This window comes from Kitasatospora sp. NPDC058048 (genome assembly GCF_042885555.1).
GTDB lineage: Bacteria > Actinomycetota > Actinomycetes > Streptomycetales > Streptomycetaceae > Kitasatospora > Kitasatospora lactacystinica.
In genome coordinates this window covers 219,829-245,878 of the sequence record NZ_JBHVRT010000007.1, presented here as the reverse complement: position 1 = coordinate 245,878, position 26,050 = coordinate 219,829, and the positions used below count along the sequence as shown (strand labels likewise).

Annotated in this window: 21 protein-coding genes; 18 read left to right on the top strand and 3 right to left on the bottom strand. The window is 74.1% G+C overall.

Annotated features, from left to right (window positions below):
• Nucleotides 1-105 precede the first annotated feature (105 nt).
• The 3 genes from ACFVVA_RS10275 to ACFVVA_RS10265 all read right to left on the bottom strand — a co-directional run bounded on the left by ACFVVA_RS10275 (nucleotide 106) and on the right by ACFVVA_RS10265 (nucleotide 3,743).
• On the bottom strand, nucleotides 106-1,419 hold the full coding sequence (locus tag ACFVVA_RS10275) for a sensor histidine kinase (protein ID WP_387687757.1): 1,314 nt from the start codon (nucleotides 1,417-1,419) through the stop codon (nucleotides 106-108).
• Between the two features lie 162 nt (nucleotides 1,420-1,581).
• Entirely contained in the window at nucleotides 1,582-2,973 is a 1,392-nt protein-coding gene (locus tag ACFVVA_RS10270; protein WP_387687755.1) for an FtsX-like permease family protein, read from the bottom strand.
• Nucleotides 2,974-2,978: 5 nt separating this feature from the next.
• Nucleotides 2,979-3,743: an ABC transporter ATP-binding protein gene (locus ACFVVA_RS10265; protein WP_387687860.1), complete on the bottom strand. Its 765-nt coding sequence runs from the start codon at nucleotides 3,741-3,743 to the stop codon at nucleotides 2,979-2,981.
• Between the two features lie 359 nt (nucleotides 3,744-4,102).
• Here ACFVVA_RS10265 and ACFVVA_RS10260 point away from each other — a divergent pair, with 359 nt between their 5' ends.
• The 18 genes from ACFVVA_RS10260 to ACFVVA_RS10175 all read left to right on the top strand — a co-directional run bounded on the left by ACFVVA_RS10260 (nucleotide 4,103) and on the right by ACFVVA_RS10175 (nucleotide 26,032).
• Entirely contained in the window at nucleotides 4,103-4,300 is a 198-nt protein-coding gene (locus tag ACFVVA_RS10260) for a hypothetical protein (RefSeq protein ID WP_387687752.1), read from the top strand.
• Nucleotides 4,297-5,025: a hypothetical protein gene (locus tag ACFVVA_RS10255; protein WP_387687749.1), complete on the top strand. Its 729-nt coding sequence runs from the start codon at nucleotides 4,297-4,299 to the stop codon at nucleotides 5,023-5,025. The genes ACFVVA_RS10260 and ACFVVA_RS10255 overlap by 4 nt, the downstream gene beginning before the upstream one ends.
• A gap of 61 nt (nucleotides 5,026-5,086) precedes the next feature.
• Nucleotides 5,087-5,992: a ketopantoate reductase family protein gene (locus ACFVVA_RS10250; RefSeq protein WP_387687747.1), complete on the top strand. Its 906-nt coding sequence runs from the start codon at nucleotides 5,087-5,089 to the stop codon at nucleotides 5,990-5,992.
• Between the two features lie 178 nt (nucleotides 5,993-6,170).
• On the top strand, nucleotides 6,171-6,566 hold the full coding sequence (locus ACFVVA_RS10245; protein WP_387687744.1) for a hypothetical protein: 396 nt from the start codon (nucleotides 6,171-6,173) through the stop codon (nucleotides 6,564-6,566).
• 550 nt (nucleotides 6,567-7,116) lie between these two features.
• A complete protein-coding gene (locus tag ACFVVA_RS10240; protein WP_387687742.1) occupies nucleotides 7,117-8,844 on the top strand; it encodes a peptidoglycan-binding protein in 1,728 nt (575 codons plus the stop codon).
• Between the two features lie 19 nt (nucleotides 8,845-8,863).
• A complete protein-coding gene (locus tag ACFVVA_RS10235; RefSeq protein ID WP_387687740.1) occupies nucleotides 8,864-9,295 on the top strand; it encodes a hypothetical protein in 432 nt (143 codons plus the stop codon).
• 187 nt (nucleotides 9,296-9,482) lie between these two features.
• On the top strand, nucleotides 9,483-11,330 hold the full coding sequence (locus ACFVVA_RS10230) for a phage tail sheath family protein (protein ID WP_387687738.1): 1,848 nt from the start codon (nucleotides 9,483-9,485) through the stop codon (nucleotides 11,328-11,330).
• A 7-nt stretch (nucleotides 11,331-11,337) separates the two neighbouring features.
• On the top strand, nucleotides 11,338-11,862 hold the full coding sequence (locus ACFVVA_RS10225; protein WP_350550005.1) for a phage tail protein: 525 nt from the start codon (nucleotides 11,338-11,340) through the stop codon (nucleotides 11,860-11,862).
• Between the two features lie 11 nt (nucleotides 11,863-11,873).
• A complete protein-coding gene (locus ACFVVA_RS10220; protein WP_387687736.1) occupies nucleotides 11,874-12,605 on the top strand; it encodes a hypothetical protein in 732 nt (243 codons plus the stop codon).
• The gene (locus tag ACFVVA_RS10215; protein ID WP_387687734.1) at nucleotides 12,598-13,296 is read left to right on the top strand and encodes a hypothetical protein; all 699 of its coding nucleotides are present in this window, start codon (nucleotides 12,598-12,600) and stop codon (nucleotides 13,294-13,296) included. The genes ACFVVA_RS10220 and ACFVVA_RS10215 overlap by 8 nt, the downstream gene beginning before the upstream one ends.
• Nucleotides 13,297-13,410: 114 nt before the next feature.
• Nucleotides 13,411-14,679, top strand: coding sequence for a DUF4255 domain-containing protein (locus ACFVVA_RS10210; RefSeq protein WP_387687732.1), 1,269 nt, complete (start codon nucleotides 13,411-13,413; stop codon nucleotides 14,677-14,679).
• A 20-nt stretch (nucleotides 14,680-14,699) separates the two neighbouring features.
• Nucleotides 14,700-16,679, top strand: coding sequence for an ATP-binding protein (locus tag ACFVVA_RS10205; RefSeq protein ID WP_387687730.1), 1,980 nt, complete (start codon nucleotides 14,700-14,702; stop codon nucleotides 16,677-16,679).
• Nucleotides 16,670-17,050, top strand: coding sequence for a hypothetical protein (locus tag ACFVVA_RS10200; protein ID WP_387687728.1), 381 nt, complete (start codon nucleotides 16,670-16,672; stop codon nucleotides 17,048-17,050). Before ACFVVA_RS10205 ends, ACFVVA_RS10200 begins: the two co-directional genes overlap by 10 nt.
• Nucleotides 17,047-23,280, top strand: coding sequence for a DUF4157 domain-containing protein (locus ACFVVA_RS10195; RefSeq protein WP_387687726.1), 6,234 nt, complete (start codon nucleotides 17,047-17,049; stop codon nucleotides 23,278-23,280). Before ACFVVA_RS10200 ends, ACFVVA_RS10195 begins: the two co-directional genes overlap by 4 nt.
• A 20-nt stretch (nucleotides 23,281-23,300) precedes the next feature.
• Entirely contained in the window at nucleotides 23,301-23,885 is a 585-nt protein-coding gene (locus ACFVVA_RS10190) for a hypothetical protein (protein ID WP_387687724.1), read from the top strand.
• A gap of 5 nt (nucleotides 23,886-23,890) precedes the next feature.
• Nucleotides 23,891-24,523, top strand: a complete 633-nt coding sequence (locus tag ACFVVA_RS10185) for a hypothetical protein (protein ID WP_387687858.1) — start codon at nucleotides 23,891-23,893, stop codon at nucleotides 24,521-24,523.
• A complete protein-coding gene (locus ACFVVA_RS10180) occupies nucleotides 24,523-24,882 on the top strand; it encodes a hypothetical protein (RefSeq protein ID WP_387687722.1) in 360 nt (119 codons plus the stop codon). The genes ACFVVA_RS10185 and ACFVVA_RS10180 overlap by 1 nt, the downstream gene beginning before the upstream one ends.
• The gene (locus tag ACFVVA_RS10175; RefSeq protein WP_387687720.1) at nucleotides 24,875-26,032 is read left to right on the top strand and encodes a hypothetical protein; all 1,158 of its coding nucleotides are present in this window, start codon (nucleotides 24,875-24,877) and stop codon (nucleotides 26,030-26,032) included. Before ACFVVA_RS10180 ends, ACFVVA_RS10175 begins: the two co-directional genes overlap by 8 nt.
• Nucleotides 26,033-26,050 lie beyond the last annotated feature (18 nt).

The window sequence follows — 26,050 nt, the reverse complement described above, 5'->3', positions numbered from 1 at the left end:
CGGCCCCGAGACCGGCGGCCCCGAGACCGGCAGCCCCGAGACCGGCGGCGCCGGAGGGCGACGGCCCCGAAGGCGATGGCCCTGAAGGCAAGGACCGTGCCCCCGTCAGAGCCGGCCGGGCAGCTCGGCACCGACCACCGTCGGCCCGCCGGGCGGGCTGTCCACCCACAGCGTCCCGTCCACCACCGCGAGCCGCTCGGCCAGGCCGGCCAGGCCGGTGCCCGCGCCGATCGCGGCGCCGCCGCGCCCGTCGTCGCTGACGGTCAGCCGGACCCTCCCGTCGGCCGCGGTCACGGTCAGCTCCGCCGACCGCGCGCCGCTGTGCTTGGCCACGTTGGTCAGCAGCTCGGCCGCGCAGAAGTAGACGGCCCGCTCGATCACCTCCTCCGGACGCTCCCGCAGGTCCAGCCGGACGTCGACCGGCACCGGAGAGGTGGCGGTCAGCCCCGGCAGGGCCTGGGCCAACCCGCCGTCCAGTGCCACCGGGTGGATGCCCCGGGTCAGCCGGCGCAGGCCGGCGATGGTGTCGTCGGTCTGCCCACGGGCCCGGTCGACCAGGGTGCGCAGCCGCCCGAGGTCGGGCCCGCCCGAGCCGGCCGGTCCGTCCACGGAGGAAACACCCCCGGTGGGAACACCCCCGACGGGAACACCCCCGGCCGGTCCGCCCGCGGAGGGAACGCCCTCCGCCAGGACGTCGTCGGCGAGTGACAGGGTGATGGCGAGCGCGACCAGCTGTGCCTGGGTGCCGTCGTGCAGGTCGCGTTCCAGGCCCCGCAGCCGGTCGGTGTTCTCGGCCAGCAGGATGGCCCGGGCGTTCTCCAGCTGACGCACCCGCTGCTGCGAGCGCACCGGCCCGAGCAGGGCGCGGGCGAGCGCGCGGTCCGCTCCGCCGAGGGCGCGCACCGCGGCGGGGACGACGGCCAGCACCGCGAGGCCGACCGGGACCGCTCCCAGGTCCAGCAGGCCGATCGACCGCGGGCCCGGCTCCATCATCCGCACCCAGAGCGGGAAGCCCACCAGCCAGACGCTGCCGAGCGGCAGCACGACCACGGCGAGGAACCCGAGCACGCCCAGCGGCAGCCGCACCAGGAGGTAGAGCAGCGTCCGCCAGGCCACCGGGTCGGTCAGCACCGCCCGGCCCCGGGCGAACACCCCGGACGGACGCGGCAACGGCGGCGGCGCGGGCACCTCCTCCCGGAGCAGCCGCCCGACCAGCCACCGGTGCAGCCCGCCGAGCCGCCTCGCCCCGAGCAGCGCGGCGACCACGAACGGCAGGCCCAGCACGGTGAGCGAGAGCAGCACCCCGGCGTAGAGGACCGCGACGGCGTACGCCCCGCCGAGCACCCCGAGCGGCAACCCGAGCACCGCGAAGGCCAGTTCGCCGCCGCTCACCGACCGGTACCGCCGCCGCTCAGCCACCGTCCACCTCACCCTTCACCCTCCGACCGGCCTCCAGCATCCACCAGGCACCTCCGGAGCCACCGCACCCACCTGCCCCTCCATCCGGACGGCCCCGCGGACCACCACGGCACCGACCCGGCGGCCCGCCCACCGTCGACGCCCGCCGCGCCCTCCCTCGTCTCACCGCCGTTCCCCGCCCGTCGACGCCACCGCCGAGCCACCGACCGCCCACAGCCCCGTGCCCACGATCCCCGGTACCGTGAGCACCGCCGCTCCCAGCACCACCCGGGCGCAGGCCGCGCCCGGCACCACCGGGACCACCGAGCCCGTCACCGCCAGGCTGAACGCCCCCGAGGCCGCGGCCGCCACCGCCGCACCGAGCAGCACCCCGATCGCCGTGGTCAGGGCCGCCTCCACGGAGAGCATCCGCAACAGCTGCCGCCGCGTCGCCCCGACCAGGCGCAGCAGCGCGAACTCCCGGCGCCGCTCGGCGGTCAGCGCCACCAGGGTGTTGACCGTGGAGACCGCCGCGAAGCAGACCAGCAGTCCGAGCTCCATCTCGCGCAGCCAGATGTCGCTCTCCTTGGTGACGCTGGTCGCGGCACCCGTCGCCCGGGCCACGTGCTCCGCGGTGCTGGTCAGGGTCAGCATGGTGCCACAGAGCCCGACCAGCAGCGCGACCGGCACCACGGCCGAGGAGAGCCGGGCCGCGTAGCCCCGGAGGTTGGCGTCCGCCAGCCAGCCCGCCCTGGGCACGAGCGCCCGCGCCGGGGCGCCGAGCACGACCGCCAGGCCCCTCGCCGCCACCGGCCCCAGCAGTCCGACCGCGACCAGCAGCACCAGCGAGCCGAGCAGCGCGGCCTGCCCCGCCTTGTCCAGCTCTCCGGCCGGCCGGCTCGCGGCCAGTCGCAGCAGCAACCCGCCGCCGGCGAGCACCGCCACCCCGGCGAGCACCCGCAGCGCGCCCGTCCGCCGCGGCCCGCCCGCGCCCTCGGTCAGCGCGACGGCCGGGGCGGGCCGGGTGATCCGGCGGGCCGCGACCGCGGTGGCCGCCAGGCCGACCAGCAGGGCCACCCCGAACCCGACCAGCGCCGGCACCGGCGCCCCGGGTATGCGGAGCCCGGGTGCCGCCATGCCGCGCCGCTGGAGCGCGGCGAGGAAGGCCCGGGCCGCGAGGAAACCCGCCAGGCCGCCCGGCACGGCCACCAGCAGGGCCGTCGCCACCACCTGCGCGCGCACCACCCGGCGGACCTGACGGGGCGTCGCCGCGACGGTGCGCAGCAGCGCCAGCTCCCGGTGCTGCTGGCGCAGCGTGAAGCCGAGCGCGTTGACCACGACGAACAGCGCGACCAGGACGGCGATCTCGCCGAACGCGCCCGCGATCAGCACCAGGCCCGGCCCGGACACCGTCGTCCGTGACACCGCGGCCGGTGCCGTGACCTGCGCGGCGACCAGCGACCCGAACAGCGTCACCGCCGCCACCGCCAGGAACAGCGCCGTTCCCAGCCCGGCGAAGGAGGCCGGACGGCGGCGGATCTGCCCCGCCGAGAGGCTCAGCACGGGACTGCTCACGGCGCTCACCCGCCCAACCGGCTCAGCCGCTCGCCGACCTGCGCGGCCGTCGGCCTGATCAGCTCGTCCACCAGCAGGCCGTCGGCGAGCAGCAGCACCCGGTCCGCGTACCCGGCGGCGACCGGGTCGTGGGTGACCATCACACAGGTCTGTCCGTCGACGTCGACGCCCGCGCGCAGCAGGCCGAGGACCTCCTGCCCGGTGGCGCGGTCCAGTGCGCCGGTCGGCTCGTCGGCGAACAGCACCTCCGGCCGGGAGACCAGGGCCCGGGCTATCGCCACCCGCTGCTGCTGACCGCCCGACAGCTGCCCGGGCCGGTGCCGCTCGCGCCCGGCCAGCCCGACCCGGACCAGCGCCTCCCGCACCCCGCCCCGCTCCGGCGGCCGCCCGGCCAGCCGCCCGGGCAGCTCGACGTTCTGCGCGACCGTCATCGCGGGCATCAGATTGAAGGCCTGGAACACGAACCCCACCCGGGTGCGGCGCAGCTCCGCCAGCCGCCGTTCGGGCAGCCCGGACACCTCGGTGTCGCCCCACCGCACGGTGCCCCTGGTCGGGCGGTCCATCCCGGCCAGGCAGTGCAGCAGGGTGGTCTTGCCGGATCCCGACGGCCCCATCACCGCCGTGAACGTCCCCGGCGCGAAGCCCACCGACACCCCGCGCAGCGCCCGCACGGCCGCCGCGCCGCGCCCGTACTCCCGGTGCAGCCCGACCGCGCTCAGGGCCGCGCCCGTCGTCCCGTCGTTCGCCGCCGTGGTGGCGGCTGTCGTCATCCCGTTCATGCCCTCCATCGTGGGCGTCCGGGGCCGGGAGATCGATTGTGCTGGCACCCGAATCCGGGGTTCGGAAATCCGAACCCCGCAGGTGGTGCTACGCCCCCTCGCGCCGGTCGCGGCATCGCCGGGGCCGGCTCCGGAGCGCTCCCGCCCGGTGGCCGTCCCCGTGCTGCGGCGCGGTCGGCGGCCCGAACGGTTCGACCGTGACCGCCGCCCGCGGGCGGTCCTTCGAGCCGTCCCGCGGGGCGGGGACGGACGCCCCGGCGGGCCCCGCCGCGGTCCGGCGCGCCCTCCCCTCTTCCACCCATCCCCACCCCGCCTCCCGTCGAATCCGCCCGACGGGGAATCATGATCCGGTGACCATCGACCTGCTGCCCGGCCGCGGCCTCCGGCTGCCCGCCCCGGGCGGCGAGCCGCACCGAAAGGAGCCGTTCTCCTCCGGCTCCCTCCCCCACTCCGCCCCCTCCGAGCACGACGCACCGACCGAATACGACACACCGACCGGGCACGACACACCGACCAGGCACTACGCACCCACCGAGGCCGCCGCATGATCCCCCTCCCGACCGGCACCGCCACCGGTCCGCACGACGCCGCCTACCTGCCCCGCCGCCGGCTGTCCCCGCGCCCGGCCGAGCGACCGATCACCGCACCGGTCCCCAAGCTCGGCGGCGAGCCGTGCTGGCTGGCCGAGCCCGCCTGGCCGCTCGCCCCCACCACGGGCGAACCGCTGGTGTTCATCGGGCAGTTCCCCGTCCCGGGCGAGCCCGGCCGGCTGGCGTACCTCTTCCTGGAGGAGGAGGACGAGATCATGGGCGGCCTCGACCCGGAGCGGGGCGACGGCCTGCTGCTCGTCCAGCCGGGCGGGCGCATCCCGCCGTCCGCCGTGATCGGCCCGCCCGGCACCCGGGGCCGCACGCTCTGGCGCTGCGAAGCCGACGGCGAGCGGACCCCGGTCGAGTACCACCTGGACGTGGTGCCGCTGTCGGACGACGTCGACCGGGCGATGGACCAGCGGGCCGCCTTCCAGCGGTACCTGCGCGACGAAGGCCCCGAGGTGCCCTTCCCGGACGGCGACCATGTGCACGACCACCTCGGCGGAGACCCGTCCTACGCGAACGGCCGGGCCAGGGTCCCGGCGCCCTGGCAGTACCTCTTCGCCCTCGCGGACGCCCCGGACGAGGGCGATCCGTACTTCCTCAACTTCGGTTACGGCAACGGCTTCGGCTTCCTCAGCCCGGACGGCCTGGAGGGCCGGTTCTTCTGGGAGGCGTCGTAGCCGGGCCCGCCCCTCCGCCTCCCCCTCCCTCACCCACCCACCCCCACCCACGGGAGTCACCATGACCACCACCCCTCTGACCGTCGCCGTCCTCGGGCCGGGCGGCGTCGGCGGACTGATCGGCGGGCTGCTCGCCCGCGACGGCCACCGGGTCGTCTGCCTGGCCGGCGAGGAGACCGCGGCCGCCGTCCGGCGGGACGGACTGCACGTCCGCAGCGGCCGGTTCGGCGAGTTCACCGCCCGGGTCGAGGCCGCGACCGAGCTGCGCGAGCCGGTCGACGCGGCCTTCGTGACGGTCAAGGAGACGGCGCTGGCCGCCGCCCTCGACCGGATGCCCCCGGAGGTGCTCGGCACCGGGATCGTGGTGCCGCTGCTGAACGGCCTGGACCACATGGCGCTGCTGCGCGAACGCTACCCGGCCGGGCGCGTGGTGGCCGGCACGATCCGGGTCGAGGCCACCCGGACGGCGCCCGGGAGGATCGAGCACACCAGTCCGTTCGCCGCCGTCGAGCTCGGCGCGACCGCCGAACCGGACTCCCCCGTGGCCGGGTTCGCCGAACGGCTGCGCCACACCGGGCTGGACGTCACGCTGCGCGAGGACGAGACGGCGATGCTGTGGGGCAAGCTCTCCTTCCTCGCCCCGTTCGCCCTGCTCACCACCCGCCACGCGAGCGGGATCGGCGCCGTGCGCACCGAGCACCGGGCCGAACTCCTCGCGGTGCTGGACGAGATCACCGCCGTCACCCGGGCGGTCGGCGCGCCGGCGGACGCGCAGGCGCTGCTCACCTCCTTCGACCGCCTCCCCGCGGCGATGAAGTCCTCGATGCAGCGCGACGTGGAGGCAGGCCGGGCGACCGAGCTGGACGCCATCGGCGGCGCCGTGCTGCGGGCGGCCGACGCCCACGCCGTGGCCGCCCCGACCATCGCCCGTCTGGTGCGCGAGCTGTCCGAGTCCGCCAACCGGTAGGGCCGGGAGAGGCGTTCACCCCGCGCACGGCGACTGCGGGGTGAACGCCCGCACGTCTTCCCTCACATGACGGAACCTCATGTTCCGCGACGGGGCAAAGACTTTCCCAAGGGTTCACCCGGTCTTCCGGAACCTCCGCACGACGGAGCGGCGTTGATACGGCGGGAGGGATAGAGACATGACAAGGAAGCCGTACCGATTGGCCGCCACCACGCTCGCGCTGCTCCTCGCGGTCCCACTGTTCACCGCGTGCGACGCCGACAAGGCCCTGGACTGCGGAAAGCGGGCGATCAGCCTCACCGGCGACGTCCAGGACCTCGCCGATTCGGCGATCAACGTGGGGCAGATCACCGACGAGAACCGCCGCAACCACACCGTCGAGGCCTTGCGGAAGGTCGCCGACGACGCCAAGAAGATCCGCCAGGACGGCGGGGACAAGATCGACCCCGCGGCCGACCGGCTGGCCAAGGCCGTCAACAACGCGATCGACCAGGTCTCCAAGGGCAAACAGCCCGACTTCAAGCCGATCACCGACGCCGCCGGCGACATCGGGAAGGCCTGCGCCGACTCCTGACGCGCCGGCGCGGTTCCCGGTTCCCGCACCGCCCGCCGCCCGCCGCCCGCTCCACCGGCTCCCGGCCCGGCACAGCCCGGCCGGGAGCGCATCCCGTCCCGGATCATGAGCACACGCGCCGCCCGGGCCGGCGGCGAACGGTCTCCCAGGCGGAGTTCATCCCGCAGGTGACGGACCTCGGCCTGCCCCACCGCATCCTCGACCTGCGGCAGGCCGCCCGCCGCGCCCGGGCGCTGGATCGCACATCCACTCGGCCGTCCTCGGCCGGGGTGCCGCCCCGGCGGGCCCGGCCATGCCCCGACCGCCGGACAGGACCCCCGAGCACCCTCGCCACGGCGCGTCGTCCGGCGAATGTGCCAGCGGCACGGACCTGCCGGACGAGACCACCGCAGAAGGCCCGCAGAACCCACAGAACACATTCAAATAAAGAGAGTTGACGCTCAGTCAGTTCTCATGTGGAGTGAACATGACGCCCTGGCCGGTGTCGTGCGCCCTGAGGTGAGGGGCCGGTCGGCCGTGGCTGCCATCGGCGCAAAGGGGGAGCATCCTGATGGCATACGCGAAGGGTTACGACGTCTCCGACTTCCAGTCGGGCATCCCGGGGGACGCGGAGTTCGTCTTCATCAAGGCCACCGAGGGCGGCCACACCGGCCAGTCGGGGTACACCGACAAGCTCGCGGACGCCCGGGGGCGCGGACTGGTGGTCGGGCACTACCACTTCCTGCACGCGGAGAACCCGGTCGACGGTGAGGTGGAGCACTTCTGCCGGATCGTGGGGCAGGTGCCCGCGGGCGAGCTGCTGGTGCTGGACTTCGAGCCGTACGGACAGTCGGTCGGCGACGGCGACGCGACCGAGGCGAAGAACCGGTGGCTGGCGGCGGTCAAGCAGCGTTACCCGGACCGCCTGGTCGGGCTCTACACCAACCGGGACTACTGGTTCCGGACGGACGACAACGCCGGTGACTTCCTGTGGATAGCGGACTACGTGTCCGCGGGTTCGCCGCGCATCCAGGCGTCGTGGCGCTTCCACCAGTACAGCGACGACCCGCTCGACGCGGACGTGTTCAACGGCTCGCTGGACGAGTTGCGGGCGTGGGCCGGCACGGGCCGGGCCCCGGACCCCGAGCCACCCACGCCGACCCCAGGACCGCAGTCGCCCGACTGGCCGGGGCTCCAGCTGGTGCCCCGGGACCAGTGGGGCGCGCGGCCCTGGCGCGAGCCCAACGGTTCGATCCCGTACGCCGGTCCGCGCGCCGGAGTGAAGGTGCACTATCTCGGCACGGCGTACACCTTCGACAGCCATGACACCTGCCCGGCCTACGTACGGCGCCTCCAGGCCTCGCACATGGACGACGACGGCTGGTCGGACATCGGCTACAGCTTCGTGGTCTGCGAGCACGGCCACGTGTTCGAGGGCCGCGGGCTGAACCGGCGCAACAGCGCCAACGGCGACGTCCCGCTCAACGAGGCGCACTACGCGGTGTGCGGGCTGGTCGGCTCCTCCGGCTCGACCGTGCCCACCCCGGAACAGCTCAACGGGCTGCGGGACGCGATCGAGTACTGCGAGCAGCAGGGCCCGGCGGGCCCGGAGATCAAGGGGCACCAGGACGGCTACTCGACCGACTGCCCCGGCCCGGCTCTGTACGCCTGGGTGACGTCGGGTGCGCCGCGCCCGTCCGGGCCGACGAACGCCCCGCCCCAGCAGCCCGCGCCGCAACCGGACCCGACCCCGGCCAGGTACCAGAACAGCGTCGGCGGCCTGCCGTACGGCTACGGCGCGCACGGTCCGCAGGTCACCCTCGTCGGCGAGGCGCTGGTGGCGGCGAACTTCGGCTCGCACTACGGCCAGGGCCCCGGCCCGGACTGGACCGACGCCGACACCCTCAACTACGCCGACTTCCAGCGCAGTCTGGGCTACTCCGGCGGGGACGCGGACGGCGTGCCCGGCGAGGCCTCGCTGCGCCGACTGCTCGGCGGGGCCGTCCCGCTGGCCGAGGTGTCGAAGTCGAGGGTCGTCGCGGCGGCCCGCCAGGACCCGGACGCGGCCCAGGGCGCCACCACGTACCCGGACGACGTGTACACGGTGGAGCTTGCGCTCGTCGCCGATGGGCTGCTCGACCGGCAGTGGGCCGACGGCTCGTTCGGCACGAGGACCGTCGACGCCTACGCCGAGCTGCAGCGCCGGTACGGGTACAGCGGGCAGCAGGCGGACGGCATACCCGGCACCAACTCGCTGACCCGGCTCGGCCAGGCGCACGGCTTCACCGTCGCCGGCTGACACCGGCCGAGGAGGACAGATGTACCAACTCGCCCTGTCCCTGTGGCGCACGTGCGTGCCCTACATCGTCGCGTTCCTCGTGGTGCAGGCCGCGCGGCTCGGCATCCACCTGGACAACGCCTCCGTCACCTCCGCCCTGGTCACCGGCTTCGGCACGGTCTACTACGCCGCGTTCCGGTTCCTGGAGCACCGGTTCGGCGCGAACTGGGGCTGGTTCCTGGGGGCGGCCCGGCCGCCGTCCTACCAGCCTCCGGTCCCCGCGCCCACACCCGCACCGGCCCCGGCCGCACCTGCGCCTGCGCCCGCCGCACCCGCACCCGCACCCGCACCTACGCCCACACCCGCACCGGCACCGGCACCGGCACCGGCACCGGCACCGGCACCCGCAGCGACGCCGCCGGACCCCGCGCCGGCCCGACCCGACTACCGGAACCTGCCCGAGGGCGGCTGACGGGCACCAGCACAAGGGTTGCGGAACAGCGTAGTCCGCAGCCCCCGAAAACAGGCCCAGTAATACAATTAGCCTTTCGCGTTCAGGCCTTGACGAATTGTCACCTGAATCCGAGACTGAGCCTGCCACCAATGCATCCTGATCCCATTGAGCGGTTTCTTGATGCACGAAGTGAACGGAGGGGGAATTGCCGACGACACCGACCTACCCGGGCGTCTACATCGAAGAGCTTCCCAGCGGCGTCCGTACCATCACCGCGGTGAGCACCTCGGTGACCGCCTTCGTCGGGGCCACCCGGCGCGGCCCGCTCAACCAGCCGGTCACCATCACCAGTTTCGCGGACTTCGAACGCCGTTTCGGCGGACTCGCGAGTCAGAGCCCGGTCAGCTACGCCGTCCAGCAGTTCTTCCTCAACGGGGGCTCGGTCGGGGTCGTGGTCCGGGTCGCGGCGGCCGGCACCGGCGCCGCCGCGGGCGTCACGCTCAACTCGACGCAGTCCTCCACCGCCACCCCGGCCCTGGAGGTCACGGCCGTCGAGCCGGGGCTCTGGGGCGGGGGGCTGCGGGTCGCCGTGGACTACCGGACGCCGACCCCGGCCGAGACCTTCAACCTCCAGGTCTTCGACACCTCCGGCGCCGTCCGGGAGTCCTTCGCGGACCTGTCGGTCCGGGCCGCCAGCCCCCGGTTCGCCGAGACGGTGGTGAACAGCGGCTCGGGCGTCGTCCGGGTGAAGGTCCTGACGGAGAGCCGACCGGATCCGGTGGGCACCGTCTCCAAGCCCTTCGCCGCCACGCTGCCGGACCTCACCCACGAGATCCAGGTGAAGATCGCCGACGTCTCGCGGACCGTCACGATCTACGACCCGGCCGCGGACGGCACCGCGCCGACCACCGTCCCCGAACTCGCCCTGCTGCTGGAGCGCAAGCTGCGGGCCCTGCCCGACGCCCCGGGCAGGCGGGCCTTCGCGGGCACCCGGGTGAGCGTGTTCGGCCGGCAGCTCCAGGTCGTCGCCGGCTCCACGGACCCGGCCGACGTGGTGCGCTTCCTCGGTGAGGCCGCCAACAACCTCGGACTGGAGGGCTCGGTCAATCCGCCGGTCCTCGCCCTCGCCGGCGGCCAGGACGGCGCAGCCCCCGGCATGACCGACCTGATCGGCAGCGAGGCCGGCAAGACCGGCATCCAGGCCCTGCGCGACGTGCCGGACGTCAACCTGCTGGTGCTGCCGGAACTGGCCGGCTACGCCGGCGTGGACGACGCCGTCACGGTCGTCTCCGCCGCCCAGGCGCTCTGCGTGGAGCAGCGGATGTTCCTGATCGTCGACTCGCCGCAGGCGTGGACGACGCTGGACGACGCCCGGGCGGGCCTGTCCGCCTTCGACTCGGTGCGCAGCGACCACGCCGCGCTGTACTTCCCGCACCTGGAGCTGGTCGACCCGCTCACCGGCCGGCTGCGCAGCTTCCCGCCGTCGGGCACCATCGCCGGCGTGATGGCGCGCACCGACGGCCAGCGGGGCGTGTGGAAGGCGCCCGCGGGCACCGAGGCCGGACTGCCCGGGGTGCGCGCGCTGACCGTCCCGCTGACGGACCGGGAGAACGGCCTGCTGAACCCGCTCGCGGTGAACTGCCTGCGGACGTTCCCGGTGGTGGGCCCGGTGGTGTGGGGCGCGCGGACCATGGCGGGCGCCGACGCGCTCAGCTCGCAGTGGAAGTACGTCCCGGTGCGGCGCCTGGCGCTGATGCTGGAGGAGAGCCTCTACCGCGGTACCAAATGGGTCGTGTTCGAGCCCAACGACGAGCGGCTGTGGGCGCAGATCCGGCTGAACGTGGGCGCGTTCCTGCACTCGCTGTTCCAGCAGGGCGCGTTCCAGGGCACGTCGGCGCGCTCGGCCTATTTCGTCAAGTGCGACAGGGACACCACCACGCAGGACGACATCAATCGTGGTGTGGTGAACGTCGTGGTCGGATTCGCGCCACTCAAGCCCGCGGAATTCGTGATCGTCAAGATCGAGCAGCTCGCCGGACAGTTCGAGGTTTAGGATCTCCATGGTCGAGTTCACCGTCAATCCGCACCGGTTCGATCCGTACAAGAATTTCAAGTTCCTGGTCGTCTGGGACGGTAGGGTCGTCGCCGGAGTCAGCAAGGTCAGCCCGCTCAAACGCACCACCGAGGTGGTGAAGCACCGCAGCGGGGGCGATCCGAGCGCGCCGCGCAAGTCGCCGGGGCGCACCGACTTCGAGGCGGTCACCCTGGAGCGCGGGGTCACCCACGACCCGGAGTTCGACCGCTGGGCCAACAAGGTCTGGATGGTCGGCGCGGGCCGCGGGGCAGAGGTCTCGTTGCGGGACTTCCGCAAGGACCTGGTGATCCAGGTGCTCAACGAGGCCGGTCAGGTGGCGGTCGCCCACAAGCTGTACCGCGCCTGGCCGAGTGAGTACCAGGTGCTCGGCGAACTGGACGCCAACGCCAACGCGGTGGCGATCCAGAGCCTCAAGCTGGAGGTGGAGGGCTGGGAGCGGGACGAGGAGACGCCCGAGCCGGAAGAGCCCTCGTTCCAGCAGCCGGCCTGAGCGGCCGGCCGATGGAACTCGCCGGCGAGGCAGCCCTGTTGGCCGCCTGGGAGGCCGGGCTGACGGCCGGCCGCACCGGGCGGGCCCTGCTGCTGCACGCCGTCGCCCGTCCGGGCGCCGGGACGGAGGAGCTGCTGGCCGTTCCGCTCGGCCAGCGGGACGCCGAACTCTTCGGCCTGCGAGCCGAGTTGTTCGGCAAACGGCTCAACGTTCGGGTCGGATGCCCGAGTTGCGCAGAGGAGATGGAGTTCACCTTCGACTCCGGACAGGTGGTCGGTGCCGCGCGGCCGGCGGACGGCCCGCTGCGGGTGGAGCTGGACGGCTGGCAGGTCGGCTTCCGGCTGCCCACCCCCGGCGATCTGGCCGCCGCCGAACAGGCCCCCGCGGACCAGGCCAGGGCCGTGGTGCTGGAGCGGTGCGTGCTGGACGCCGAGCACGGCGGGGAGCCGGTCGCCGCCCGGCAGCTCCCCGGACCGGTCCAGCGGCGCGTGGCCGAGGCCGCCGCCGCGGCCGACCCCTGCGCGGACGTCCGGCTGCACCTCGGCTGCCCCGAGTGCGGCGAGCAGGCCCTCGCCGAGCTGGACATCGCCTCCTACCTCTGGGAGGAGCTGGACGACTGGGCCCGGGCGACCCTGCTCCACGTCCACCTCCTGGCCACCGCCTACGGCTGGAGCGAGGCGGAGATCCTGGCGCTCAGCCCGCTGCGGCGCCGCTACTACCTGGAGCTGTGTGCAGATGCCTGACCACTTCGACCGCCTGGTGGCGAAGCGCGGCCCGGGCGGCGACCGGGCCGGGGTACGGGTGCGCCCGCGCCTGCCGGGGCCGTTCGAACGGCTCGACGCACTCGCTCCGGCGCCGCCGGTCATCGACGCGGAGCCGTTCGGGCCGGGCCGCTCGGACGGGCGACCCGTTCCCGTGCCGCTCCCCCGGCCGCCGGCGGCACCGCCCGCGGCGCCGGCCGAGAGGGCGCTGCGGGCGGTGGTCGGTGAGGACCGGCCGGCTGTCGCACCCGTCCTTCCGCTGCCGCGGACGCCGCTGCTGATCGCGCCGCAGGTCACCGCCGGTGCCGCACCGGCCGTCGGGCCGGCGGTGCGGAGGGAGACCGCCCGCCCGGCAGCCGTACCGACACCTGTCACCGCACGGCACCGGGCGGCCGACCCCGACCGGCCGACCGCGGCACCGCCCGCACCGGTCCGGTCGGCCGCCGCGCCGGCGTCCGTACGGCGGGCCGCCGGGGCAGCTGATCCGGGCCAGGCGCACGGGACCGGGACCCGACGCCGGCAGCGCCCGGTCGAGCGGGTGGTACGGGTCCAGATCGGGCGGGTCGAGGTCAGGGCCGCCCAGCGCACCCCGGCCGGACCGGCCAAGCCGGCGGCCGCCCGCCCGGGCCCGGCCCTCGACCTGGACAAGTACCTCGACCGGGAGACCTCATGAGCGCGCGGGTGGGGCACACGACCGAGGGGGCGAACCCGTGAGCGAGCGGAGCGAGCGAGCCATCAGAAGGTGCGTACGGGCGAATGCCCCTGCCGAGCGCAGCGAGGCGGGCGCATGAGCAACCACCTCGCGATCGCCACCGTGAGCGAGGCGCTGCGGCTGCTCATCACCCGAGCGCTCCCGCCCGACATCCCGTTCGCGGTCGAGGTCGGCGCCCGCAAGCCGCCGACCGAGCCGCCCACCGACCCGACCATCACCGTCTTCCTCTACCAGGTCACGGCCAACGCCTCGCTGCGCAATCGCGACGCACCCACCCGCGCGACGGACGGCACGGTGCTGGCCCGGCCGGCCGCCGCCCTGGACCTGCACTACCTGATCAGCTGTTACGGCGAGGAGTCCCAGCTGGTCGGCCAACGGCTGCTCGGCTGCGTGGTCCGGGCACTGACCGAACAGCCGGTACTGTCCCGGCAGTTGATCGAGGAGGCCGCCGCCCAGCCGTACCTGGTGGGGACGGACCTGGCCGCCTCGCCGCAGCGGGTGCGCTTCACGCCCACGACGATGGACGTCGAGGAGCTGTCCAAGCTGTGGAGCACGCTGCTCCAGACGCCGTACGCGCTGTCCGTGACCTACCAGGCCGCCGCCGTCCTCGTGGAGGGCAGGGTCGATCCGGTGGCCGGCAAGCCGGTGCTGCGCCGTACGGTGCGGGCCGTGCCGTCCCGCGGACCGGTCGTGGAGCGGGTGCTCTCCCGGCCCGCCGGGTCCCCCGGTGCTCCCGAGGAAGGGCCGGTGACCAAGGACCGGGAGCTGGTGCTGGAGGGCACCGGCCTGCGCGCGGACCTGATCGTGGCCCGGCTGGGCGAGCGGCGGGTGCCGGTCGATCCGGGCGGCGTCCGGGACGACCGCCTGGTGGTCGCTGTCCCGGAGGACCTGCCGCCCGGCGTGTACCAGGTGCAGGTGCTGCACGGACTGGCGCTGAACGGCCGGCCCGCCGCCGACCACCTCGCGCTGGAGTCCAATGCGCAGACCTTCGCCCGGCAGCCGCGGATCGTCGGGCCGATCGGCACGGCGGACCGCGGCGACGGACCGTCCGGGGTCTCGGCCCGGCTGGATGTCCGGCTGGACCTGCCGCTCCGGGACGACCAGCAGGTCGTGCTGCTGCTGGACGAGTCGCACCCGCCCGCCGGGCGGCGCGGGGCGAGCCACCAGTTCCGCGCGCCCGCGCCGCCGCGGCCGCGCACCGACCCGTACGAGGTCCGGGTGCCGGTCGTCGGCGTGCGCCCGACCGCGTACCTGGCCCGGGTCCAGGTGGACGGCGTGCCCAGCGAGTTGACGGTGTCGAGCGACGGGACGTTCAGCGGTCCCGTCGTGGACCTGACGCACTGACCGCAGGACGGGGGACCGAGATGAGCACGCGTCGAGGGCAGGGCCGCGACGGCCCGGCGGACGAGCCGCACCGGCAGGCGCTGTCGGCCGCGGTCGCCGCCGTGCTCGACCGCGTCGACGCGCACGCGGCCGGCCGCGACGCGGGTGACCCCACCTCGTCCGACAAACCCACCGGCCGCAGGGGCGGGCGGCGACAGCCCGCCACCGCCCTGGACGCGCTCAGCGCCTCCTTCGGGCTCACCCCGTTCGAGCGCGACGTCCTCGTGCTGGCCGCCGCTCCCGTGGTCGACCCCACCGCCGCCGCCCGGTGCGCCGCGGCCGGCGGCGACCCCGGGCGCGCCTACCCGACCTTCTCGCTCGCCCTCGCCGCCCTGGACCAACCGCACTGGAGCGCCCTCACCCCGGTCGGCCCGCTGCGCCGCTTCCGGCTGGTCGAGCTGGACGACGAGACCGCGCTCACCGCCTCCCGGCTGCGGATCGACGAGCGGGTGCTGCACTTCCTGGTCGGCGTGCCGTACCTGGACGTGCGGCTGCACGGCCTGCTCACCCGGGTCGGGCCGCCCGGCGAGCTGCCCGAGCCCCACGAGCGGTGCGCGGCCGGGCTGGCCCTGGGGTGGACCGCGGCCGGGCTGACCGGCCCGCCGCACACCGAACTGACCGGCGCCGACCGCCGTACCCGCTGGGAGATCGCGGCGGCTGCGGCCCACCGCGCCGGGCTCGGCCTCTACGCCGCGCACCGCGAGGACCTGCCCACCGAGCCCGCCGAGCGCGATCAGCTCGCCCGGCTGTGGCAGCGGGAGGCGATCCTGATCCCGGCCGCGCTGCTGGTGGAGGGCGGCGGGCCGGGCCGGGAGCACCCGCGGTCCCCGAACGGCACGGAGGCCTTCCTCGCGAGCCTGGCAGTGCCGCTGGTCGTCTCCGGCGACGAGCCTCCGCCGGCGGGGGCCTCGGACCGGGCCCGGCTGACCGTACCCCCGCTCGGCCCCGAGGAACAGCTGGCGATCTGGGCGGCGGAACTGGACGGTGCGCCGGGGATCAACGAGAGCGAACTCCGCGCGCTGGCCGCGCAGTTCTCACTGCCCGGCCATGTGATCCGCTCCGCCGCGGCGACGGCCCGGCGGGCTGCCGAGGACGGCCGGGACATCAGCCCGCTGGCCTGGCACGCCGGCCTGACGGAGGCCCGGATGTCCCTGGAGGAGCTGGGCCGGCGGGTCGAGCCGCGGGCCGGCTGGGAGGACCTGGTACTGGAGGAGCGCCAGCGCGCGATCCTGCGGGAGATCGTCGCCCACGTCCGCCGGCGCGGCACGGTCTACCAGGAGTGGGGCTTCGAGTCGGTGCTGCGTCGCGGCCTCGGCGTCACCGCGCTCTTCGCCGGCGGGTCGGGCACCGGGAAGACGCTGGCGGCCGAGGTCGTCGCCGGGCAGCTCGACGTGGACCTGTTCGTCATCGACCTCTCCCAGGTCGTCAGCAAGTACATCGGCGAGACCGAGAAGAACCTCCGACGGGTCTTCGACGCGGCCGAACGCGGCGGCGCACTGCTGCTGTTCGACGAGGCCGACGCGCTGTTCGGCAAGCGCAGCGAGATCAAGGACAGCCACGACCGCTACGCCAACCTGGAGGTCAGCTACCTGCTGATGCGGATGGAGGCCTACCGGGGCCTGGCCGTGCTCACCACCAACATGAAGAAGGCGCTGGATCCGGCGTTCATGCGGCGGATCAGGTTCGTGGTCGACTTCCCGTTCCCCGGGGTGCCGGAGCGCGCCGAGATCTGGCGCCGGGTCATCCCCGAGGAGACCCCCAGCCAGGGCCTCGACCCGGACCGGCTCGCGCAGCTCACCGTGGCCGGCGGCTCCATCCGCAACATCGCGCTGTCGGCCGCCTTCCTGGCCGCCGACGAGGACTGCCCGGTGCAGATGCGGCACCTGCTGGCCGCCGCGCGCACCGAGTACCTGAAGCTGGAGCGCTCGCTGACGCCCTCGGAGGTCGGCGGATGGATCTGACCGAGGGGGCTGCGACGGGGAGGGACGGCGACGGGCGGAGCGGGGCCGAGCCCGGGGGCGCCGGACGGATCGAGCCCGGGCCCGGGGGCGCCGGGCGGATCGAGGTCGAGATCGGCGAACTGGTCCTCGACGGCTTCGCACACATCGACCACGACCGGCTGACGGCGGCGTTCCGGAGCGAACTGACCCGCCTGGTCGAGGCGCGCGGCGTGCCGCTCGCGGTCGGCGGCGACCGCACGCTGGACCTGCTCTCCGGCCTGCCGCCGCTCCCGGCCGGCACCTCGCCGCAGCGGCTCGGCGAGGCGCTCGCCCGCGCCGTGCACGCCGGGCTGTCCGGCGGTGGCCGGCCGCCGGGACGGGGGCGGACATGACTCGACCCGCCGTAGCGGCCAAGGCCTCCGCACCGGACACCGAGCAGGGCGCGGCCCGGCGCAGGACCCGGGTGCCGAAGGCCCGTACGCCCGAGCCGAAGGAGATCGTCTCCGGCGCCGGCCAGCCGCTCGACCCGGGTGTGCGGCGGGAGCTGGAGGCGCGGCTCGGGCACGACCTCAGCCGGGTCCGGGTACACACCGACCGGGACTCCGCCGCGCTGACCGAGCTGATCGGCGCGGACGCCGTCGCCGTCGGCCCGGACCTCTTCTTCGGCGAGGGCAAGTACCGGCCCGCCGCGGAGGACGGCCGGCGGCTGCTCACCCACGAGCTGCTGCACACCGTCCAGGCCCCGAACCCGCTCGGCGCGCTGCGGGCCGGCCGCGACCTGGGCGCGGTCAGCCTGCCGCAGGACGCGATCGAACGGGAGGCGGAGCACGGCGCGCGCGACGACCGGCCGACGGCGGCGACGCCGGGTGCCACGCCGGGGTGGCTGCGCTACGCGACCGTCGACGCCGACCGGTTCCGCGCCGAGCGGCTCGACCCGGCCACCCTGGTCGACCGGCTGGCGGCCGGCATCCTGCGCTCACTGCGCGGCGACCCGACCGACTCCGCCGGCCGGGTCCGCTGGCAACTCGCACGCTTCGCCCCCGAGTTGCAGGCCTCCGTGCTGGAGCGCCTGGAAGTCCGGCTGCCCTCCTCGGACTACACCCGGGTGCTGGAGCTGGTCGAGGCCGCCGAGCACCGTCCGGCCGACCTCGACAGCCCGCAGACACCCGAACCGGTCACCGATGCCGCTGACCGAACCACCGACGACCACGAGCGGATCGACCGGAAGGACCGCGGCGAGCAGGACCGGCAGCGGCAACTCGACGAGGAGGCGCGGCAGTCGGACGCCCCGAGGGGGCGGCGCAGGCGCCGCAAGGGTCACGGCGCCGCGGAACGCCCGGAGGAGCGGGGACAGCAGCAGGACGAACGGCAGGACGAGCAGCAGGCACCGCCCGTGCAGGGCGAGGCCGCGCAGCCGCAGGCCGATCAGGCCCGGCCTCCCGGGCAGGCGCAGCCGTCGACCGTCGAGGCGGCCCCCGAGGCGGGCCCGGAGCCGTCCCCCGCGCCGGCCGAGGAGGCCGCCGCCCAGCCCGTGGCCGCCGTCGTACCGGCGTCGCCCGAAGCCGGGCCGCCGGACGCCGCCGCCCAGCCCTCGGCCGGTACCAGGCCACCGCAGCCCGCCGCCGCCCCGGCGCCGCAGTCCGCGCCGGTCAAGCCCGAGCGCCTGGACGCGATCGCGCAGGCCCCGGACAGCCCGCTCGCCCGGCACGGGCTGCTGGAGGGCACCCAACCGCAGGACGAAACCCTGGACGCGGAAGGGCCGTTGGGCATGGAGCCCGGCGCGGACTCCGAGGTCCGGGACGCTCCCGGCACGGACCAGGAGCGGTCGCCGCAGCCGTCCGCCGCCGAGCAGGCTCTGGGGCCCGAAGACTTCCTGCCCGCCTCGGACCTCGACGTGTCGGCCGTCCCGACCGTCGACCGGATCCCGCTGTCGGCGGACGGCGCGCCCCCCGCGAACGCCGAGGCACCGGCGTTCCCCGAGCCGCCCGCGACCAAGGCCGAGCAGGTCCAGGAGGAGCGGGAGGGCCGGCCGGAGACCGACGAGGAACCGGCCGCGCCACCCGATCCGGGCCGGCCTGAGGCCGCCACCTCCCCGGCCCCCGCCGCGGAGACCGAGGACCGCGGCAGCCGCGACCTCCAGCCGGAACGGCCGGTCGAGCAGGAGGTCGGCCCCGATCCGACCCAGGGTCCGGCCCGGGCCGCCGAAGCCACCGAACCCGCTGCCCCGGAGCCCGATCCGGAGCTGCGGCAGGAGCCGGAAGCCCCCGTCGAACAGACCCGGGAGGCCGACGACCCGGCGGCCGAACCGGGCGTACCGGAGCGCACCGGCGCCCCCGGCGGGTCGGGGCCGGTCGGCGGCGAGGGCCCGGGCGGGCCCGCCGACGTCCCGGACGGCGCGCCCGGGGCGGAGCTCGATGCCGCCCCCGCCGCCACGCCGGACGCCGCCGCGGCCGGTCCGGCGGCCGAGCAGGCCGATGCACCCGCCGGACTCGCCGACCGGCCCGCCCCGGACGCCTCCCTGGAGTCCGGCGGCGGCGCCTGCGCGGGCCCGCAGCAGCCCACCACCGAGGCGGAGCCGGACGGTGCCGGCGGTGCCGGCGGTGCCTGTGCCGCCGGGGGCGGCGGGGGCGGCGGGGGCGGCCCGGCCAAGCAGGAGCAACAGGAGGAGAAGCCGGCCCCGCCCGACCTCTCCGGCCAGGACCCGCAGAGCGCGCTCGCCACCGCCGCGAGCCTGCCGCCCGATCAGATGGCCACCTCCCTGGACGGCGTGGACGGTTCGGTGGACCGTACGGTCGGCGAGCAGCACGCCCGGTTGCAGGCCGCCCCGCCGACCGTCCAGCGCCCGTCCGGAGCCCCGCGGACCCAGTCCGGCACGCCCGAGGCCGCGCCGCCGGCCGAGGCGGTGACGGAGCGGCTGGAGCGGGTCGGCCCGCAGGGGGCGGACGGCGAGCAGCAGAAGGCCGAGGAGAAGAAGGTCGAGGGCCGCAACCCCGGGGACCGGGTCGCCCCGCCGCACGTCGCCGACGACCCGGGCAACCAGGTGTCGCCGCAGGAGGTCCAGCAGGCCCAGGTCGCGGTCGACGGCGTGCCCTCGACCGACCCGGCGCTGAACACCACCGTCGGCCCGGCGCCCGAGGTCGAACTGACCGGGGAGAGCGACCCGGCGCGCACCGATCGGCAGGCCACGAAGCTCAAGGAGAGCTCGACCAGGATCCTCGGCGTCGGCCGGGAGGACGCCGGCAAGCCGATGGGCGAGGACCGGATCTACCCGGACGTGCCGAAGGAGACCCTCACCGCCGCTGTTCCGGGTGGCCGCGGCAGGCGCGGGGGCGCCGGTGCGCGCGGCGCGGCCGGCACCAAGCCGGGCATCGGCATCGTCGCCCAGCAGGAGCGCGGCCCGCAGATCCAGGCCGCGGTCGGCCAGGGACAGGGTCGACTGGGCTCCGCCCGGGCCGAGCAGAAGCAGGGCGAGGCCGAGGCGCGGCGGCAGAACCAGGCCGAGATCGACCAGGCGGTGGCCGACAACGCCGAGGCCCAGGCCGGCGAGCGGGGCGGGGCCGCGGAGAGGGTCCGGGCCGAGCGCGAGCAGTGGCGCACCGAGCAGGACCAGAAGGTCTCCACCGCCGACCAGGACTCCGCCGCGGAGCACCAGGACAAGCTCGGACAGATCGGCAGGAAGCGCGCCGAGGCCGACCAGGGCGTCCAGGACCGTCAGCAGCAGGACAACCAGAAGATCCAGGACAAGCGGAAGGAGGCCGAGGAGAAGGCGCAGAAGGAGAAGGACCGCAAGAAGGAGGAGTCCGAGGGCTGGTGGGGCTGGGTCAAGTCCAAGGTCAAGGCGGCCTTCGACGCGCTGGTCGAGGCGGTCACCAAGGTCTTCGACTTCTTCCGCGGCCTGATCAACGACATCATCGACGGCTTCCGGAAGTTCGCGAACTGGGCGATCGACCAGGCGCGGAAGTTCGCCGTCGACCTGATCAACAAGCTCGCGGACGCGCTGATCAAGATCTGCGACGTGCTGCTGGCGGCCTTCCCCGAACTGCGGGACAGGTTCCGCAAGAAGATCGAGGAGTGGCGCGACAAGGCCGTCGCCAAGGTCAACGAGTGGGCGGACAGGCTCAAGAACGCCGTCAACAAACTGCTCGACCTGCTGGCGGCCGGGCTGAACGCGCTGCTGGACGCCCTGGAGGCGCGGCTGAAGGCCGCGATCGAGGCGGTCCGCAGGACCGTCATGGACGCCATCGACTTCGTGCAGAAGGCCATCGCGGTCTTCGGCGAGTTCGCGGTCCTGATCGGCGACATCGCCTCCGACCCGGGCGGCTGGCTGAAGAAACTCGGCAGCGCCGCGATCGACGGCATCCAGCACTACCTGTGGAGTGCGATCAAGAGCGCGGTGCGGACGTGGTTCAACGAGAAGGTGGAGTCGGTCGTCGGCCTGACCTCCACCATCGTCAACGTCCTGGTCAAGGGCTGCATCTCGATGGCCCAGATCGGGCGGATGGCCTGGCAGGCGATCGTGGCGGCGCTGCCCGGGATGATCATCTCGATCGTCGTCGAGAAGCTGGTGTCGCTGATCGTGCCGGCGGCGGGCGCGATCATGGCGATCGTCCAGGGGCTGGTGGCGGCATGGAACACCATCAGCAAGATCGTCGCCGCGATCGGGAAGTTCGTCACCTTCCTCAAGGCGGTCAAGTCCGGGTCGGCGGCCTGCCTGTTCGCCGACGCGGTCGCGGCGGGCGTGGTCGCGCTGCTGGACTTCATCTCCAACTTCCTGCTCAGCAAGCTCAAGGGGGCCGGCAAGGCGGTCGGCACCAAGCTCAAGGGGATCGCGCAGAAGATCCTCAAGGGCCTGGCCAGGGCCGGCAAGGGCGCCCGCAAGGCGGCCGGACGGGCCGTCGACAAGGCCCGGGCGAGCCTGCGCCGGGCCACCCGGTCGCTGCGCCGGCGACCCTCCCCCGGCCGCACCCGCCCCGCGCGGACGGGCCCCGCCCGGCAGACCGTCCGGCACGCGGAGCGCCACCCGTCGACCGCCACCGGACGCCCCCGCCGCGAGGTCACCCACCCGAAGCCCAGCACCCGCCGCCGCCCCGCCTCCCCCGTCGGCCGCGCCCTCAACGCCTCCCGCCAGACCGTCAAGGCCGCCCTCAACCGGGTGCGGACGGCCGCCCGCGCCCTCGGCCGCAAGGTCCTCAACAGCAAGCTCGGCCGCGCCCTCACCAACGGCGCGCACAGGATCCGCGACGCCTACCGAAAGCAGCGCGACCGCCTCCGCACCTGGCACCAAAAGCGCGGGCAGCAGCGCGCCCAGCGCCGCGCCCACGAGAACTCACCCCAGGCGAAGCAGAACCGCCTTGACCTGATCGCCGCCCGCATCCGGCCACGGATCCAGCGCCTGCTCCACCGAGGCGTCAGGGGCCCGGTGCTGCGGGCGCTGCTCGCCGCGATGCGCGTGTGGTACCGGCTGTCGAGCCTGGGCATCGAGGGCGACAGGACCTTCGCCATCACGGCCACCCTCAATCCTCAGGTGAAGCTCACCGACGCGCTCACCCTGGACGAGCGGGACCTGCTGGCGATGCTCGACGAGCTGTCCGCCGAGATCCTGAACCACCCCCGGACCGCCAACGGTACGAATCAGATCTACCGGAAGGACGACGATTCCGCGGCGGACCAACGGCGGTTCGGAGTCCCGCAGGGAGTCGGCTTCGCCTCGATGGCCCGGTTCATGAACCATCAGGGCCCGAGCATGGCGGGCTTCGAGTACACGAACGAGAGCGCACACGACGTGTTCGAGTTCGAGGACGGGCCCGACCGGACCCCGGCCGCCGTCACGCACACCGTGCTGCGCGAGACCAACAAGATGCGGAACGCCCAGCAGAAGCGGATCGCGGCCGGTGCCGACAAGGAGGAGCAGGAGAGCCTCCGGACGGTCGAGAGCGCCCAGCGCCTCCAGCGGGCCGTGATCAAGCGGCAGCACGAGAACGGCCAGGCCGAGGAGCATCTGCGCTACCGGGGCCGCAAGAACCGTGCCGGCACGTTCAAGGAGGGCATCGCCGAACGGATCCTCAACGACCCCGGCCACAACCGCGAGGTGGTCGAGGGGGTCCGGACGATGGCCGCCGGCGGCCGGGTCGACGGCCAGGTGGGGCGCGACGCCGCGTTCCTCGGCAGCCTGATCATGGGCAAGGAGGTCCACCGGAACGAGCGGTCGATCATCCACTCGGGGATGCTGCTGCAGATGGCCGCCGAGGGCAGCCGGGTCTCCGGGGTCGCCCCGACCGCCGACCCGAAGACCAGCCTCCCCGGCCTGCGGGTCCACCGAGGCGAGGCGATGCCCGTCGCCGAGGCGCTGAAGTACCTCCCGATGGAGGGGGGAGGTGCCATGGAGCAGGCCAGGACGCTCGACCGGCAGCGCGCGAAGGAGCGTGAATCGGGTGCGGACACGAGCGAGAAGGCCTTCAACGGAAAGAATGTCCAGGGGCTGGCCAACCGTGAAATCCTGGTGATCCAGATGTGGATCAAGTCCCTTGACATCAAGACCGAGAAAGGAAGCGAGATCACCACTCTCGAACAACTCAAGGGCCGGATCCGCGAAAAGCTTTTCCACTTGTACGGACTGAAGTAGCTCCCCGAGGTGATCGACCGATGACTGAGATTTTCGACCGAAGCCGACGGCTGGTCCTGCGGGACGACGCCGACGAATCCGCCGTGGAGGAACTGGCCGCGCTGATCGGCTGGCCGCGGCGCATCGACATTCCCGCGGACCACGAGGAATGGACGCCCCGCCAGATCTCCTGGTACGTCGGCCCGGCCATCGCCCTCACCTACTGCGAGGATCTCCTCTCCGGTTTCTTCTATGTGATGATCACCGGTTCGGACGAGAAGGTCATCCGGAGCACGGTGGAACTCGCGGAGTCCACGCTGAACACCTGGCGGCTCCCCGAACTCGTCCGGAGTGCCGACCCCGAGGCGGATTCGGACACCTACGCGGCGGAGGTGCTGCGCCTGGGGCTGGGTGCACCGGTGGAATTCGACGAGGAATTCTTCCGGAGCGTCCGCCGGGCTCTGCGCAGCGATCGGCCGGAGGTCCGGAAGAACGCGGTGTGGGCGATCACGTACGAGCCGTGGCCCGCCTACGCACCGTTGCTGGAGGAACTGCTGGACGAGGAGCAGGACGAAGAGGTGGCCGACATCGCCCGGTCCGTGCTCGAGGAGATGGGAGCGACGTGACGTACATGGACGCCCCGAAGCCCATCAGGGCCGGGCTGGTCATCGTCGATGCGCAGCGCGGGACGCCGCAGCGGATCGTCGTGCTGCAGTTCAACCCCGACAGCCTGGAGCGGTCGCTCGCCCCGCAGGTGGCAGGAGCCGACGGGACCGGGGACCGGACGGAGGCTCTGCGGCTCAAGGGGCCCGCCGTCGAGACCTGGAAGTTCACCGCCGAGCTGGACGCCACCGACCAGTTGGAGGTGCCGGCGCCGAACGGGATCCATCCGCAGTTGGCCACCTTGGAGCTGCTGGTGCAGCCGACCAGTGCGCAGCTGCGGAGCAATCAGGCGCTGGCCGCGCTCGGCACGCTGGAGATCACCCCGATCGAGGCCCCGCTGACCCTCTTCACCTGGGGTGGGAAGCGGATCCTGCCGGTGCGGCTGACCGAACTCACCATCACCGAGGAGGCGTTCGACATCGAGCTGAATCCGATCAGGGCCGCCGTCGCGATCGGCCTGCGCGTCCTGACCGTCAGTGATCTGCCGACCGGACACCGCGGGGCGGAGCTGTACCTCGCGCACCTGGCGCAGAAGGAGCGGCTGGTCGGCACGGCGGCCGGTGGCCGGCTGAGCGCGCTCGGCCTCGGAGGGGGGTTCTGATGACCGCCGACAACCCGCTGAACGCGCTGCCCGCGCCCTCGCCGTACCCGCTGACCAGCCGGTACCACGGCATCCCGGTCGCCCTGCACACCGAGCCGGACGGACGGCAGGTCCCGTACCTCAAACGGCGGTTGCTGCCCGGCGCGGACGGCCTGACCGCACTCGCCGAGCACACCGTCAGCGCCGGCGACCGCCCCGACCTGCTGGCCTACCGCTACCTCGGCAGCGCCGACCAGTGGTGGCGGATCGCCGACGCCAATCCGGTCCTCGATCCGCGGGAGCTGACCGCGACGCCGGGCCGGCGGATCACCATCGCGCTGCCCGGCGCGGTGCCCGGGCCGGGGGTGGGGAATGGCTGACGCCTCGGCCGTCACGGGGGGCGGGCCGATCGGGTCGATCCACCTGAGCCTGCTGATGGGCCCGCAGCTCCCGGTGCCGGTGCCGCAGCCGGTGACCGACGCGCTGCTGTCGGTGCAGGTCACGGTGGCCTCCGGGCAGCGCAGCGGTTTCCAGCTGGCCTTCGACCTGTCGAAGCACGGTCTGATCAACACCGCGCTGCTGCCGGGCGGCTTCTTCGACCCGAAGATCAGGGTCGTCCTGATGGTGACCGTCACGGGCACCCCGACCGTACTGATGGACGGTGTGATCATCCGCCAGGAGGTCGGCATCAGCAACCAACCCGGCCAGTCCACGCTCACCGTCACCGGCGAGGACCTGACGGTGCTGATGGACCTGGAGGAGCAGGCCGGCGTGCCGTTCCCCGCGATGTCCCCGGCGGCCCGGGTGGCCGCGATCATCGCCAAGTACGGGCAGTACGGCATCGTGCCGCTGGTCATCCCCGAGCTGGTGCCGCAGACGCCGATGCCGACCCGGCGGATCGACTTCCAGAAGGGCACCGACCTCGGGTACGTCAACGAGCTGGCGAAGGCCAACGGCTACGTGTTCTACCTCGACCCCGGCCCGGCCCCCGGGATGAGCCGCGGCTACTGGGGGCCGGAGATCCGGCTCGGTGTGCCGCAGCACGCGCTGAACGTGAACATGGACGCGCTGTCGAACGTCGACCAGCTCACCTTCGCATTCGACGGGACCGCCCGCGAGGAGCCGGAGGCCCGCGTCCAGCTCCCGGCGACCAAAGTGTCCGCCGTCCTGCCGGTGCCGGAGGTCAGCATCCTGCGTCCGCCGCTCGCGCTCAGGCCCGCGCCGGCACTGAAGAAGAAGGTCATCGCGGACACCGCCAAGAAGGACAGCTCCCAGGCCGTCGCCGAGACCATCGCCAGGGCGATGCAGTCGGCGGACGCCGTCTCGGGCTCCGGCCAGCTCGACGTCGTCCGGTACGGCCACGTACTGCGGCCGCGCGAGCTGGTCGGAGTCCGCGGCGCCGGACTCACCTACGACGGCCTGTACTTCGTCAAGAGCGTCACCCACAACCTCAAGCGCGGCTCGTACACCCAGAACTTCACACTGACCCGCGAGGGCCTGATCGCCCTCCAGCCGACCGTCATCCCCTGACGCTGCAGCAGGAGTTGC